The following is a 14470-nucleotide window of genomic DNA, read 5'->3' as shown; positions in this document are numbered from 1 at the left end:
CAACTCAACACAGAACGGTCGGAAGCGGGCCGTAGGTCGCCGTGTGCGACGTCCGCCTGACCTCGGCGCCGCTCGCGATGTCGTAGAAGACGCGCGTGTCGGTGACGCTGAACCCGGACGAGCCGATCGACGGCCGGCACGGGCCGCTCCCACCGGAGCCGAACTGGATCGGGGGCGGGTCGCCGGGGGTCTGCGCGCCGGTCTGGCTCTCGACGCGGAAGCGCCGGGTGCCCCAGATCCGGACGGTCACCGAATCGCCGGACACCGTGGCCTGGATGGCGATGCCGGTCGCCGCGTCGTTGGTCAGCTTGAGCTCGACGGGGCTGCCGTCGGCGTTGACGGCCTTGGCGTCGCGGCCGGCCGGGTAGCGGTCGAGGTAGTGGTCGTGGTTCAGGTGACCGGCGTCGGCGAGACCGGCGAAGTAGCCGGCGTTGTACAAAGTGGACGCCAGCTGCGAGACGCCGCCGCCGACGACGTCCGGGCCGGTGCCGTCCTCGTCGACCGGGGCGGGCACGTAGCCGGCGTCCGCGGTGCGCGGTCCGGAGCGGCCGCCGAGGCTGAACGTCTCGCCGGGCTTGACGATCGTGCCGGACACGCGGGCGGCGAGCGTCCCGTTGTTCGTCGCGGCCGGGCCGGCCAGGTCACCGGTGGTGAACTCGCCGATGACCTCCTTGATGCCGAGCGCGTTGGCGGCGTCGGTGGTCACGCTGGGTGCCGACGCGCTGTAGACGACCGGGAGATCGCGCTGGTCCGTCTTCTTGAGGACCTCGATGAGGGGGAGGAAGGTCTTCCCCCAGTCGACCTTGCGGGCGTCCTCGGAGGGCTCGACGGTGGGCTGGTCGCCACTGAAGACGACCTGCGCGTCCTTGCCGTCGGTCTCGGTGCTCGCGAGGTCGTCCTTGAGCGCGGCCTGCAGCTTGCCCTGGTCGATCCGGACCTCGACGGCCCCGCCCTCGACGGGCGCGAACTGGAACGCCGACGCGATCGCCACCGGCTTCAGCGGGACGTCCTTGCCCTGACCGTGCACGACGACCGGCTTCGCCACGGCGGGCACGACGGTCTGCTGGAAGGCGGCCTGCACCCCGGCCGCGGTGGCCCGCACCGGCGTGATCGCCATGGCGAGCTTGACCCCGCCCGGGTCGAGCCAGTGGTCGGTGACGGTGTGCACGGCGCCGGCGAGATCGGTGAGCTGCTGCCCCTGCCGCGGCAGGATCGGGTAGGGCGTGACGCCGCCGTCGCTGCCCTCGATCGGCGTGAACCCGACCGAGCCTTCGGTGGCGGGGTGGTTCAGCCTGCCCTCGGCGAGCTCGCGCAGGGCGTCGCCGATCCGGTTCTGGTCGGTGCGCGTGGCGACCCCGACCTCGCGGCTGGTGAAGAAGGACATGATCCGCGTGATCGGGCTGAGCGGCTGGTGCCCGGCGAGCCCGAGGGTGTTCGGCCAGTCGAGCCCGAGGCCGGACTGCGCGGGCGCGAGCTCGGCCTGCACATCCCCGCCGTGGACGACCACGGGCCGGATCAGCCGCGGCTCGAGCTCCTTCCGCAGCTTGGCTTCGGCCTCGGCGTGGGAGAGCCCCCCGACATCGATCCCGGCCACGGTCACCCCGCGCGGAACATCCCCGGCGCTGACGGCGAGATCGATGGCGTAGAAGATGACGAACAGGCCGAGCGCGAGCCCGATGGCCATCATGGTCCGGGCCACGCCCTGGCGCAGCTTCCGAGCCGGGGTATCCGGAACGGCCGGCGGCACGGGGGTTTCGAGCAGCTCGCCGAGCAGATCGTCGGAGAAGAGATCGGTGGTGGGGGCGGCCTCCGCGCCGGCGGGTTTGGCGGGAACATCGGGTTCCGCGACGGGCCAGACCGGCGGCAATCCGGCAGCAACGGTGGCCTCAGCCGACGACGGCTCGGCTCCGGTCTCGACGGCCGGCACGGTCTCGGTGACCGGCAAGTCCGGCTCAGTCGCGGCCTCAGCCGGGGCGGGCCGCTCGGGGGCGACCGCCGGCAAGTCCGGCTCAGTCGCGGCCTCAGCCGGGGCGGGCCGCTCGGGGGCGACCGCCGGCAAGTCCGGCTCGGTCGCGGCCTCAGCCGGGGCGGGCCGTCGCTTGGGTGGCTCCGCGCCGCCCTGCTCGATCACCGGCTCCGGAGCGGCCGCTGCGGCGGTCCGCTCACCCGGCGGCAGCTCCGGCTGGGCGTCGGGCCACACCTCGGCGGCCGGCACCGCGAACTCCGCGGGCTCGGCCGGCGGGTCGGTCCGCACGTCCGCGCCCTCGGTCACCTCTTCGTCTGCCACGCCCCTGCCTTCCGCGGGACCGACCTACAGGTAAAGCCCCGTCCCGTGCTCGGTCCGCTCGGTCGCCACCGCGTGGATGTCGCGTTCGCGCATCACCAGGTGCCCCTCGCCCTGGATTTCCACCTCGAGCTGGTCCTCCGGGTTGAACAGCACGCGGTCGCCCGTCTTGACGTTGCGCACACTGTTGCCCACGCCCAGTACATCACCCCAGGCGAGCCGGCGCGCGACCTGCGCCGTCGCGGGGATCACGATGCCGCCGCTGCTGCGGCGCTCGCCCTCTTCCGGCGACAGCCGCACGAGCACGCGGTCGTGCAGCATCTGGATTTCGAGTTTCGGCCCGGCTGACACGGCCTGCATGTTACTCGGCAGTCCGCGGCGCACCGGCCATGACCAAGCTCAGCTCGCTCGCCCCACCGCTTTCGAGCCGCACCGGCACGCCCCAGTCCTGCCGGGTGATCCGGCACGCCGGGTGCTCGCTGCCGTCGTCGCAGCTCGCCGCCTGCGCGACCACCTGCAGCACCCCTTCCCCCGCGGCGAGGCGGATCTTGCGGCTGAGGTCCGTGCCCGTGCCACCGCCGTCGACCAGCAGCGACGGCGGCGACGCGCTGATCTCCAGCCGCGTCGACGGGCCGAAGCGGTCGTCCAGCTTCTCGCCGGGCGGCGCCGTGAACACGACCGAAAAGTCGATCTCACCCGGCGCGAGCACGGTCGGCGGGCGGCGGACAGCGTGCGCGTCGCCGGCCACGACCGCCGGCTCCGACGACGAGTCCAGCGGGCCGATCCGGTGGCCCGCGGACTCGACGACCAGCAGCTCGCCGTCGTGCAGCAGCAGGCCCTGCGGCTCGGCGAGCCCGGTGGCGATCGTGGTTACCTCGCGGGTGAAGACGTCGAAACGGCGGACGGCGCCGTTGTAGGTGTCGGCGATCGCGATCTTGTCGCCGGGCAGCACGGCCAGGCCCAGCGGGTGCTGGAGCAGGGCCTTGTCGGCCGGGCCGTCGGTGTGGCCGAAGGAGAACAGGTCGACGCCGATCGCGGTGTGCACGGTGAACGACTCGCCGTCGGGCTCGATCCAGCGCAGCGCCGACGTCTCGGCGTCGACGAGCCACAGCTTGTCGCCGTCGACGGCGAGGCCGGACGTCTGCGCGAAGAACGCTTCGGTGACGTCGCCGTCGCGCAGGCCTTCGACGGTCGTCCCGGCGAAGCGCCGGATCGTGCCGCTGACCGGGTCGAAGACGCTGAGCGTGTGGTTGCCCGCCATGGCGACGACGACCCCGCCGGCCGGGCCCCACCAGGCGACGTCCCACGGGCTGGTGAGGTCGACCTCGGCGCCCTTGCCGGCGTCCGGCCCGTTGCGCCACTGCGCGCCGGTGCCGGCGACCGTCGTCACCTCGCCGGTGATCAGGTCCAGGCCGCGCAGCCGGTGCCCGGCCGTGTCGGCAACGACGGCGTGGTAGCCGACGCGCTCGGCGACGTCGTACGGCAGCAGCGCGATGCCCGACGGCTCCGCGAAGGTCGCGAGGTCGAACGGGCCGTCCTCGCCACCCCGGGCCCCGCTGCCGAAGCGGCGGATGACGGTCTCGCCGTCCGAGGCGAACTCGACGATCGCGTGGTGCCCGGTGTCGGCGACCAGCACGCGCCCCTCGGCGGTGGCGACGGCCTTGCTCGGGAACCGCAGCTCGCCGGGCTGCTCCTCGACCGGCACGTACGGGCTGCCGCCGCGACGCAGCGTCCCCTTCGCCTCGTGCTTCGCCACCAGCTCGGCGATGACGCGGCGAAGCGCCTCTTCGTGCCCTTCGCCGGCGGCGACGTGCACGACGTACCCCTCGGGGTCGACGACGACCAGCGTCGGCCACGCGCGGACCGCGTACTGCGACCACAGCTCCATCTTCGGGTCGTTGACGACCGGGTGGTGCACCTCGTAGCGGCGGACGGCGGCTTCGATCGAGGCGCGCTCGCCCTCGTGCAGGAACTTCGGCGAGTGGACACCGATCGTGACCAGCACGTCCGCGAACTCGGCCTCCAGGGGCCGCAGCTCATCGAGCACGTGGAGGCAGTTGATGCAGCCGCTGGTCCAGAAGTCCAGCAGGACGACGCGGCCGCGCAGCTCGGCCAGGGTGATCGGGTGGCCGCCGGTGTTCAGCCAGACGTCGCCGCGCAGCTCGGAAGCACGCACGCGGCTCTGCGGTCGTGGAGAAGTCACGGCTTGAGTGAACTACACACGTTCACGCTCTGTTCCCCGGTCCGCTCCGATGAGAGAACAAACTCACCCGTCCGTGGACGGCCAGGTCAGCGCGAAAAAGGACGCGCGGGCGGGTGAGCCGCCGCTTAGGCTCGGGCCATGACCCCCGTCCAACCGGCCGGCGCCCTCACCCCGGAGGAGGCGCGGCACCTGCAGGAGAACCTCCGGGAGCCGGTCCGCCCCGGGCTGAGCGAAACCGAGCTCGACGACGTCGAGCGCCGGTTCGGCTTCCGCTTCGCCGCGGACCACCGCACGTTCCTGTCCGCCGGCATCCCGATCGGCGACCGCTGGCCCGACTGGCGCTGCGGCAACCCGGAGCAGCTGCGCAAACGTTTGGCATGGCCGGTCGACGGCGTGCTGTACGACGTCGAGCACAACGCCTTCTGGCTCCCGGACTGGGGCACCCGCCCGGTCGGCCCGGAGGACGCGGTCCGCGAAGCCCGCCGCCGCCTGGCGGACGTGCCACAGCTGGTCCCGGTGTGCGGCCACCGCTACCTGCCGGGCGTGCCGGACACAGTGGGTTACCCGGTCCTGTCGGTGTACCAGACGGACATCATCGTGTACGGCAGCGACCTGCGCGATTACCTGCACCGCGAGTTCGGGACGGGCATCAGCACAGCCCCACCGGACGGGCCCCGCTACATACCGTTCTGGTCCCGCTTCATCGACTAGCTTCGACGGCCCGCTTCAGCCGGGCCAGGGTGGCGGCGATGTTGGCGGCGTTGGCCTCGTCCCGGTTCCACACGCCGGTGACGGTCGAGGTGGGCACCTTGAACCAGGCGGGCCGCCGTTCCCACATGCTTTCGACGACGAGGCAGCCAGCACCGGCAGGCGCGAAGTCGTACTGCCACCGCGCGACGGGCAACCCGGCGACGGAGGTGACTTCGAACCCGAACCGGCAGCCGGGATCGGCATCGGTGATGGTGGAGAGGGTGCTCCAACGCCGGAAGCCACGCCGGTTGCGCCCGCGGAACTTCGCCCCGACGACGGGCCCGGAGGAGCCGCCGACCCACCGGTGCCCGGCGTACTCCTCGGCAACATCGGCAAGCTGGGCGGGGTCGCTGACCAGGGCGTAGACGATCTCGGGCGCCGCGTCGACCTCGATTCGGCCGGTGGCGTCGGGTGCGTTCAACGGGGCTTCCACGTACCGAGGGTATGTCAGGCACCCCTTCGGCAAGGTGGCGAGTGAACTGGACGCCCTGCCCGGCTCAGTTCTCCCGGCGCAGCATCCGGCTCACACCAGCCGCCACGGTGGTCGCCAGGATCCAGCCCGACGCCGTGAAGCCGGCCGCTACCCAGTTGTCCGGTCCGTGCATGTACCACCTCGACTTGTTGCCGAAGTCGACGATCGGGACCAGCAGGTCCGCCGTGTAGATCACCGGGTTCCACTGCAACCCCGTGTCCTGCTGGTTCACCACGCAGCGGTCGCCGTTCGCGATGATCTGGTGGGCCGGGTCCGGGGACTTCCAGCCGATGCAGTCGTCCGAGCCCAGGCCGAACCACAGGCTGCCCAGGACCAGGAGCGTCAGGAGCCAGCCGAGGGCTCGGACCGGGCGGTAGCCGTAGCCCACCATCGAACGCTGCAGCCAGCTCCACAGCCGCACCCCCGGGCCGAAGAACTTGAAGCCGCGGGCCAGGGCCTCGTACCTGAACTGCTGCTTGCGCAGCGCCACCGTCGACGCGTGCTCTTCGTTCCCCGCCGCGCGCAGCATGTGGGCCAGCTGGTCGTACGGGCCCGGGCGGTAGCCGCGCATTGCGCTGCGGAGCAGCTCGATCCGCTCGTCCAACGCCTTGTCGTCGGTGAGGGGGATGCCCTTCTTCAACGCGTCGTAGCGGAAGTCCTCCAGCTCGATCCCGTCGGACGCCGCCCAGAACTGGTTGTTGTCGCTCAGCGTTCCGCAGTGCGCCCGGCGCAGGATCACGCGGCCCGCCGGTGGGGAGCTCGGGGTCAGGATGAACTCGTCCGACGCCACGTCGCCCGCGTCCAGGGCCACGCCGAACGGCGGTAGCGATCCCAGCTGGGAGCCGCGCAGGTCCACGCGGCGGGCCACTTGGGCGCCGTCCAGGTTCACGCCGCCTTCGGCCACGAACGGGCGGCCGTTGTTGTCGCGCAGGGTCAGGTCGCGGCCGACCCGGCCGGTGCGGACGTCGAGCGAATAACTGCTGGTCGCGCGGCGGCCCGGGTCGGTCAGGCGGGTGCCCGCCAGGTTGATGCTGCCGCCGACGTCCACGCCCTGCAGCCGCAGCGTGCCGTGGATCGTGGCGTCCGTGAGCTGGAAGTTGCCCGCGATCTTCGAGCGGCGCGCCGAGAACACGTCGCGGCCCGGGTGGCGGAACATCGAGTTCCACGCCAGGAAGTTGCCGCCGACCGCGACGTCGGCCAGGCGCAGCTGGCCCGCCGGTACGCGCAGGCTCGTCGCCTCGATGTCGCCGCCGATCTCGGTGCCGTCCAGGTGCAACGCGCGGTCGTAGTACGGCACCGACTTGCCTCGTTCGACCCGGATCTCCGCGCCGGCCAGCCGCAACGAGCCGCCGATGCGGGCGTTGACCATGCGCAACGTGCCCAGGGCCTGCAGGCCGTCGGACAGCTCGACGTTGCCGTCGACGCGCATCCGGTCGGCCACCAGGGCCGGCCGCGGGTCGATGTACGGGTCGTTCGACTTCCACGCGTCGATGGCGATCGGGCCGTGCTGGGACACCGTCAGCTTGGCCTCGCGCAGGGAGATGTCGCTGTCCACGGTCGCGCTCGGCAGGTACATGATCCCCGTCGCCGAGAACCGCTTGCGCTGGCTGGCCGGCCCGTAGTTGTCCACCTCGCACAGCAGGCTGCCGCCGATGTGCAGGCCGTTGCCGTTGAGCGCGAAGCCGTCCGGGTTGTTCAGCGTCGCGCCGGAAAAGTTGACGTTACCGCCGGTCCGGAGACCGGGGAGGCGGACTTCGCCGTTCGCGACCATCCGGTACGCCAGCAGGGCGCCGGTCAGCACGAGCCGGTCCGCTTGGATCGCCTTGCCGTGCGGGTGCGAGATCACCGTGCGGGTCAGCACCATCGATCCCTCGATCACCGCGTCGGTCAGGTTGACCGCGGCGTTCGGCATGCCGCGCTCGCGGTCGTCGCCGCGCTGGACCGTCGTCTCCTCGATCTCCCGGACGTCGCCGTCGACCTGCACGACGCTGCGGATCAGCCGGACGTCGTTGCGGCTGCGCATGTTGCGGGCCTTGAGCCCGGGCAGCCAGCACTTGCGGAACACGAGCCCGAGCAGGTTGGCCTCGCGCACGTCCGGCGGCTGCTCGAACCGGCAGCGCTCGAACCGGAACAGGTACTTCAGGTCCGCGGCCCGCAGGTCCAGCGTCCCGGTGATGTAGGCGTCCTCGACGTAGACGATCGGGGCGTTCGTGGCCTGCCGCCGCCAGCGCATCAGGCCCGCGTTACCGGGTTTCAGCAGGTCGGCGGCCCGGACCTCGTAGCGGCGATCGGGGATGCCCGCGAACGGGTCGAGAGGGGGCAGCACGCTTTCGGTCGTCAAAACGCCCCGCCCCCTCCCTCACCCACTTTCAAAAATAGCGAACCCCGATGGGTTCCGTCAGGCGTTCGGGTTCAGCACCCGGGCCAGGAACGACTTGGTCCGCTCCTCGCGCGGGCTGCCGATCACCCGTTCGGGCGGCCCTTCTTCGACGACGACGCCGCCGTCCATGAACAGCACCTTGTCCGCCACCTCGCGCGCGAACTGCATCTCGTGCGTGACGACGACCATGGTCATGCCGTCCTTGGCGAGCTGCTTCATCACGCCGAGGACGTCGCCGACGAGCTCCGGGTCCAGTGCGGACGTCGGCTCGTCGAACAGCATCAGCTTCGGCTCCATCGCCAGCGCCCGGGCGATCGCGACCCGCTGCTGCTGCCCGCCGGACAGCTGCGCCGGGTAGTTCTTCGCCTTGTCGGCGAGCCCGACGCGCTCCAGCAGCTCGAGCGCGCGCTGGCGGACCTGAGCCTTCGGCTCGCGCCGGACCTGGATCGGCGCCTCCATGACGTTCTCGACCGCCGTCATGTGCGGGAAGAGGTTGAAGCGCTGGAACACCATGCCGATGTCCTTGCGCTGCATCGCCACTTCCTTCTCGCGCAGCTCGTGCAGCTTGTCGCCGCGCTGCTTGTAGCCGACCAGCACGCCGTCGACGTAGAGCCGGCCGGCGTCGATCTTCTCGAGGTGGTTGATGCAGCGCAGCAGCGTCGACTTGCCCGAGCCGGACGGCCCGATCAGGCAGAGCACCTCCCGCTCGTGCACCTCGAGGTTGATGCCCTTGAGGACGTGGACGCTGCCGAAGCTCTTGTAGATCCGCTGCGCGGACACCACGGGGGTCATGTGACGTTCCCTCCACCCCGGCTGAACATCCGCGACGCCCAGCCCTGCCGCTGGACCACGTCACGCGAAGTGCCGCGCGCGAACCGCTTCTCGATCTGGATCTGGACCAGCGTCAGCACCGACGTCATGAACAGGTACCAGGCGGCCGCCGTGATGAGCAGCGGGACCGTCTTGTAGTTCTGCGAGTAGATGGTCTGCACCGCGACCATCAGTTCGAAGTAGCCGATGGCCACGACCAGCGACGTCGTCTTCAGCATCGAGATCGTCTCGTTGCCGGTCGGCGGGATGATCACCCGCATCGCCTGCGGCAGGATGATCCGCCGCAGCGTCTTCGTCCGGCTCATGCCGAGCGCGCTCGCCGCTTCCAGCTGGCCCGAGTCGACCGACTGGATGCCGCCGCGCACGATCTCCGCCATGTACGCGGCCTCGTTGAGGCCGAGGCCGAGCAGCGACGCGGTGAACTGCGTGATCAGCTGGTTGGTGTCCCAGCTGACGAACTCCGGTCCGAACGGGATGCCCAGGCCGAGGCGCGGGTAGGCCAGCGCCAGGAAGTTCCAGATCACCAGCTGCGTGATCAGCGGCGTGCCGCGGAACAGCCAGATGTAGATGGCCGCCGCCCCGGAGGTCAGCGGGTTGGGCGACAGGCGCATCACGGCCAGCAGGATCCCGCCGACGATCCCGATCAGCATCGCGATCACGGTCAGGATCAGCGTGTTCTGCAGGCCGCGCAGCACCCGGTCGTCGAAGAGGTAGTCCCCGACGACCGGCCACTGCAGTGCGTCGTTCGTGATCACGCTGCGGGCCACGATGAACGCCACGAAAAGGATGACCACCCCGGCCACCCAGCGCCCGTAGTGGCGCACCGGGACGGCCTGGATGGGCTCGGCTTCGGCCGGCGCCTCGGCTGGAGGCGCTTCGGAGGAACTCACGGAAACCAGTCCTAACTCAAACGCCTCAGGAGGCCGGGTTGATCTCCGACTTGGTGACCGCGCCCGCGGCGTTGAGACCCCACTTGTCCAGGATCTTCTTGTACGCGCCGCTGTCGATCAGCTTCTGGATCGCGCCCTGGACGGCCTTGCCGAAGTCACCGCTGTTCTTCGGCAGCACGATGCCGTACGGCGCCGTGTCGTACGGCGCGCCGACCGACTCGAGCTGGCCGTTGGTCTGCTTCACCGCGTAGTCGATGACCGGGGAGTCGGCCAGCTCGCCCTGGACGCGCTTGGCCGTGAGGGCCAGGTTGACGTCGGTCTGGGCCTGTAGCTGCGTGATGTCGATGGCGGGCTTGCCCGCGCCGGTGCACGCGGCGTTCTTCTTGTCCAGGTCCTCGACCTGGGTGGTGCCCTTCTGGACGGCGACCTTCTTGCCGCACAGGTCGTCGACCTTCAGGCCGTCGGGGTTGCCCTTCAGCACGGCCAGCGAGGTACCCGCGCTGTAGTACGAAATCATGTCGACCGACTGCAGCCGCTCGGCGTTGATGCTGAACGAGGACATCGCCAGCTCGTACTTCTTGGCGCCGATACCCGGGATGATCCCGTCGAAGGCGGCGTTCTGGAAGTCCATCTGCACGCCGAGCACCTGGCCGATGGCGGTGCCCAGGTCGACGTCGAAGCCGGCCGGCTTGCCGCCGTCGACGAACTCGTTCGGCGGGTAGCTCTGGTCCTGGCCGACCACGACCTTGCCGTCCGCCTTGACCTCGGCGGGCACCATGCCGGCCAGCGCGTCGTCCTTGGCGACCGCGCCCACGTCACCCGATCCGGTGCCCGGGGCGGCAGCGGAGCTGCTGCCGACGTTGCCCGCGCCGCTCCCTCCCGCTCCGCACGCCACGGTCAAGCCGACCAGGGCGAACGCAGGCAGCAGGGCGATCGCCTTGAGCTGGGTTCCTCGGGCCACGTCGTCACTCCTCGTAGTTCTCAGGTTCTGAGAGCACGCATATTGCCACTCATCCATACCAAAGCACAGCACCGTGAAGTTACAGCGATGTTTAGAGCAGCGCGCGAGTGTCGCGTCCGAAGCGCACGGTGAGCAAGGATGTCGCTCATGAACGCCACCCCGCCGCGGCTGCCTACGTCCGCGGGCCCGGTTCGACGGGTACCTTCCCCCGAGCGGCCGCAGGCGGGCAGATCCTGCGCGACGGCGTGCGCAACTACGTGTCCGGTGTGGACTTCGTGCGTGACGAAGAGGGCACGTTCCGCATCGGGTGTTCTCAGACCTGATCGTCCGGGTCCCACGCCTGCGGTCCCGGTCGGACCGCGGCACGTGTGGGTGGCGATGGGCCGGAACTATGCGGATGTGACGCCGTTGAAGGGGATCTTCACCGGGGGTGGACAGTCTGCTTTGGACGTATCGGTCCACCTGACCCGGCTGGCTTAGAGCAAAAAGGTCCCACCCGCCGCTTCGGCCACGTCTGCGCCGAGGGCTGATGCCGGGGTGTGCGCACCCGGCTTGCCTTCGCCGCGGGCCAGGCGGGCCGCGACCTCGGCCACCACCGCCGCCGTGAAGTCCATGGCCTCGCCCGCGCGCAGCCAGCCTTCGCGGGTGGTTCCGTCCGGCCAGGTCACGACCGCGTGCCCCCAGGTGTGCGTGCGGGGGCGGGGTGCCCCCTTTGTCCGGACCGCGGCGAGCCGCCGGACGGCGAAGCGGCGCACGACCGGGATTGACACCACTCGCCCGAGCAGCGGAAGCAGGGCCCGGACCACCGGGGCAGCCGGTGCCAGCCCGGAGGAGACCGTGACGTCCGGCGCGCCGCTCGCGCGCTGGGCGGCGATCCGCTCACCCGAGTCGACGCCCGCCACCTTGCCCGTCTCGCCGTCCGGCAGGACAAGGGTGCGCGGCTTCGCGCCTCTGGCCGAGACCGCCGTCAGGGCGTCGACGATGCTGGCGGCCAGCGCGACCCCCACGGCCCCCTCTTCGGTGGCGACCGAGGCCAGCGCGTCCACCTGTACGCGGCTGGGCGTCGGACGTCCTTCGCAGAGTGAAGCGACCACGGCTTCGGTGGCCAGGACGCCGAAGCCGGCGCCCGTCACAAACGTGCTGCCGCCGGCCTGGGCCTCGTCGTGCAGGTCGAGCAGCCGCTGGACCGCGATCGGGTCCGCGGCCATGTCCACGTAGTGGCCACCGGGCAAGCACGCGCGCGCGATCGTCGCGGCCGTGGCGGCGTACTCGCCGATCGTGTTGACGACGACCGCCGGGCGCTGCCGGCTGATCTCCGCCGCGATGGCCTCGACCCCGTCGGCGACGACGAACTTCGAGCCGGTCGCCGCCAGCTGTTCCCGGTTGCGTCCGACCAGCACGACCGGCAGTCCGCGCGCCGCCAGCTCGGCGGTGATGGCGCGGCCGGTGCGGCCCAAGGCGCCGAGTACCCAAATCTCCATGTCGACCCTCCAGTGATGTCTCAGTGTGTCGTCACCGAGACTAGCACGTGATGACACACTGAGACGTCAGCTAGGCTGGGGTGTGGCCAGATGGGATCCCGGGACCGCGGACCGGCTGCGGAAAGCCGCGCTGGAGCTGTACGCCGAGCACGGCTACGACGCCGTGACGATCACGCAGATCGCCGAGCGCGCCGGGATCACCCGCCGCTCGTACTTCCGCTACTTCCCCGACAAGCGCGAAGTCCTCTTCGCGGGCGCGGAGCAGCTGCCGCCGGCGGTCGGCGAAGCGGTACTCGCCGCCGAAGAAGGCGACTCGCCCTTAGGCACGGCCCTCGCCGCGCTGGCCAAGGTCGGGACGCGGGTCACGCAGCTCGTCGACCCGTCTCCGGAACGCCGGGCGGTGATCGCCGCGAGCGCCGAACTCCGCGAACGCGAGCGGAGTAAGGGCGCGGCGATCACGGCCGCGATCCAAGACGCGCTGGAACGCCGAGGAGTCCGGCCCGAGCTGGCGAAACCGGCGGCGCAGGTCGCGGCGATCGTCTTCGGCGACGCCTTCGACCGCTGGATCGACGAAGGCGGGAAACGGGAGTTCCCCGCCTACCTCGAGACGGCCGCCGCGACCTTGCGCGAGGCCTGCGGTTAGCCGCGCGCGTGCGCGTCCAGGATGTGCGCGACGGCCTCGGTGACCTGCTGCGCGTAGTCCAGGTGCAGCCACTCGTCCGGCACGTGGATGTTCGAGTCGGCCCCGCACGCGCCGGTGACCAGGAACTGCGCCTCCGGGTACTTGCGCGAGAGCAGCCCCATGAACGGGATCGAGCCACCCATGCCGGTCGCGCGGTGGGGGCGGCCGAACACCTCGTCGCTGACCGTGCGCAGGGCCGTCGTCAGCCACGGCGACTCGGTCGGCGCGTTCCACCCGTTCTCCGCCTGCGGCGAGTCGAGGGTGACCTTCGCGCCGTAGGGGACGTCGGTGGTCAGGGCGTGCTTCACGGCTTCGAGCGCCTTCTCGGCGTCGGCCGTGGGCGGGAGGCGGAAGCTCAGCGTCAACGTCGTGCTCTCGCGCAGGACGTTGCCGGCGTCGGCGGGCTTCGGGAAGCCGTCGGCGCCGATCACCGCCAGCGTCGGGCGCCACGCGTTGTTGAGCATCAGCTCCAGCGCGTCTTCAGTGATCACCCGCCCGCCTTCGACCAGCGGAAACGCCTTCGACAGCGCCTCCGGGAAGTCCTGCGAGACGGCCTTGAGCTCCGACAGCCGGTTCGCCGGGACCTCAACCTTGAGCTCGTCCAGCAGCAGTTCGCCGGTCGCGCTGTCCTCGAGCCGCTCGATCAGGTGCCGCAGAACCCGGAACGAGCTCGCGACGACGCCCGACGCGATGCCGGAGTGCTGCGCCGCGCCCAGCAACTGCACCGTGACGTCGAGGTGCAGCATCCCGCGCAGGCTCGTGACCAGCCACAACCGCTCGTAGTCGCTGCCGCCGGCGTCGAGGCAGATCACCAGCGACACCGCGCCGATGCGGTCGGCCAGGTGCTCGACGTAAGCCGGCAGGTCGGGGCTGCCCGACTCCTCGCCGGTCTCCAGCAGCAGCACGATGCGGGCGTGCTCGCCGCCGGCCGCGTGCACGGCCTCGATCGCCGTCGTCGCCGCGTAGCCGGAGTAGCCGTCGTCGACGGACCCGCGGCCGTACAGCCGGCCGTCGCGGATCACCGGGGTCCACGGGTCGAGGCCCTCGGACCAGCCGCCCACCGGGGGCTGCTTGTCGAGGTGGCCGTACATCAGGACGGTGCCCTCGTCCGTCGCGCCCGGGGTCGCCGGGACGTCGACGAGCAACAGCGGGGTCCGGTCTTCGAGCTGCACGACCTCGATGGTCGCGCCGGGCAGGTCACGCCCGGCGATCCACTCGCGGACGTGGTCGACGGCGGCGGCGAGGTGGCCGCTCTTCGCCCACTCGGCGTCGAAGGCCGGGGACAGGGCGGGGATGGCCACCAGCCCGGACAGGCTCGGGATGACGTCGCCGGTCCACGACGCCACTACGGATTCACGCACGGATTTTTGCTCCACCCGGCCCATCGTGCCACGGGGGTCCGACAGTGCGGCACATCACAACGTCGCCTCACGCCTCGTGAGTGGGAAACGGTGTTCCACCCCGGTTTCCCGCTCACGAGCCTGGTGAGCGCCGGAGCTGATCCCCAACTCTCGTAGTTCCGATGCTCGGGCTTCC

The 14470-nt window shown here is 71.0% G+C and carries 13 protein-coding genes and 1 pseudogene; 4 read left to right on the top strand and 10 right to left on the bottom strand.

The window, feature by feature from the left end:
- Positions 1 to 4: 4 nt before the first annotated feature.
- The 3 genes from C2L59_RS35835 to C2L59_RS35825 are packed head-to-tail and all read right to left on the bottom strand — an operon-like array spanning position 5 to position 4460.
- On the bottom strand, positions 5 to 2287 hold the full coding sequence (locus tag C2L59_RS35835; protein ID WP_233223856.1) for a VanW family protein: 2283 nt from the start codon (positions 2285 to 2287) through the stop codon (positions 5 to 7).
- Positions 2288 to 2311: 24 nt separating this feature from the next.
- Positions 2312 to 2644: a co-chaperone GroES gene (locus C2L59_RS35830; protein ID WP_103353965.1), complete on the bottom strand. Its 333-nt coding sequence runs from the start codon at positions 2642 to 2644 to the stop codon at positions 2312 to 2314.
- A 1-nt stretch (position 2645) separates the two neighbouring features.
- Positions 2646 to 4460, bottom strand: coding sequence for an NHL domain-containing thioredoxin family protein (locus C2L59_RS35825; RefSeq protein WP_103353964.1), 1815 nt, complete (start codon positions 4458 to 4460; stop codon positions 2646 to 2648).
- A 165-nt stretch (positions 4461 to 4625) separates the two neighbouring features.
- Between C2L59_RS35825 and C2L59_RS35820 the strand changes: the two genes are divergently transcribed.
- Positions 4626 to 5198, top strand: coding sequence for a hypothetical protein (locus C2L59_RS35820; protein WP_103353963.1), 573 nt, complete (start codon positions 4626 to 4628; stop codon positions 5196 to 5198).
- Here the strand turns inward: C2L59_RS35820 and C2L59_RS35815 are convergent.
- The 5 genes from C2L59_RS35815 to C2L59_RS35795 all read right to left on the bottom strand — a co-directional run bounded on the left by C2L59_RS35815 (position 5188) and on the right by C2L59_RS35795 (position 10771).
- Complete coding sequence (locus C2L59_RS35815; RefSeq protein ID WP_103353962.1) at positions 5188 to 5670, bottom strand: SRPBCC family protein; 483 nt, start codon at positions 5668 to 5670, stop codon at positions 5188 to 5190. The genes C2L59_RS35820 and C2L59_RS35815 overlap by 11 nt on opposite strands.
- 64 nt (positions 5671 to 5734) lie before the next feature.
- Positions 5735 to 8050 (bottom strand): oxidoreductase, encoded by a 2316-nt coding sequence (locus tag C2L59_RS35810; protein ID WP_103353961.1) that lies wholly within the window; start codon positions 8048 to 8050, stop codon positions 5735 to 5737.
- 57 nt (positions 8051 to 8107) lie between these two features.
- Positions 8108 to 8881 (bottom strand): amino acid ABC transporter ATP-binding protein, encoded by a 774-nt coding sequence (locus C2L59_RS35805; RefSeq protein WP_103353960.1) that lies wholly within the window; start codon positions 8879 to 8881, stop codon positions 8108 to 8110.
- Complete coding sequence (locus tag C2L59_RS35800) at positions 8878 to 9810, bottom strand: amino acid ABC transporter permease (protein ID WP_103353959.1); 933 nt, start codon at positions 9808 to 9810, stop codon at positions 8878 to 8880. Before C2L59_RS35800 ends, C2L59_RS35805 begins: the two co-directional genes overlap by 4 nt.
- A 25-nt stretch (positions 9811 to 9835) precedes the next feature.
- Positions 9836 to 10771, bottom strand: coding sequence for an ABC transporter substrate-binding protein (locus tag C2L59_RS35795; protein ID WP_199199416.1), 936 nt, complete (start codon positions 10769 to 10771; stop codon positions 9836 to 9838).
- 128 nt (positions 10772 to 10899) lie between these two features.
- On the opposite strand from C2L59_RS35795, the gene C2L59_RS47615 reads away from it, so the two are divergent.
- Positions 10900 to 11094: a hypothetical protein gene (locus tag C2L59_RS47615; RefSeq protein ID WP_158263132.1), complete on the top strand. Its 195-nt coding sequence runs from the start codon at positions 10900 to 10902 to the stop codon at positions 11092 to 11094.
- A gap of 10 nt (positions 11095 to 11104) precedes the next feature.
- A pseudogene (locus C2L59_RS50495) lies at positions 11105 to 11251 on the top strand (transglutaminase family protein); the annotation flags it as partial.
- On the opposite strand, the gene C2L59_RS35785 reads toward C2L59_RS50495, so the two are convergent.
- Positions 11248 to 12252: a saccharopine dehydrogenase NADP-binding domain-containing protein gene (locus tag C2L59_RS35785; protein WP_103353957.1), complete on the bottom strand. Its 1005-nt coding sequence runs from the start codon at positions 12250 to 12252 to the stop codon at positions 11248 to 11250. The pseudogene C2L59_RS50495 and the gene C2L59_RS35785 sit on opposite strands and share 4 nt — an antisense overlap.
- 82 nt (positions 12253 to 12334) lie before the next feature.
- Here C2L59_RS35785 and C2L59_RS35780 point away from each other — a divergent pair, with 82 nt between their 5' ends.
- Entirely contained in the window at positions 12335 to 12895 is a 561-nt protein-coding gene (locus tag C2L59_RS35780; RefSeq protein ID WP_103353956.1) for a TetR/AcrR family transcriptional regulator, read from the top strand.
- Here the strand turns inward: C2L59_RS35780 and C2L59_RS35775 are convergent.
- Entirely contained in the window at positions 12892 to 14310 is a 1419-nt protein-coding gene (locus C2L59_RS35775) for a M20/M25/M40 family metallo-hydrolase (RefSeq protein ID WP_199199415.1), read from the bottom strand. The two genes, C2L59_RS35780 and C2L59_RS35775, sit on opposite strands and share 4 nt — an antisense overlap.
- Positions 14311 to 14470: the final 160 nt, after the last annotated feature.

It is taken from the genome of Amycolatopsis sp. CA-128772 (assembly GCF_002904295.1).
GTDB lineage: Bacteria > Actinomycetota > Actinomycetes > Mycobacteriales > Pseudonocardiaceae > Amycolatopsis.
This window is presented reverse-complemented; position numbering and strand designations above follow the sequence as displayed.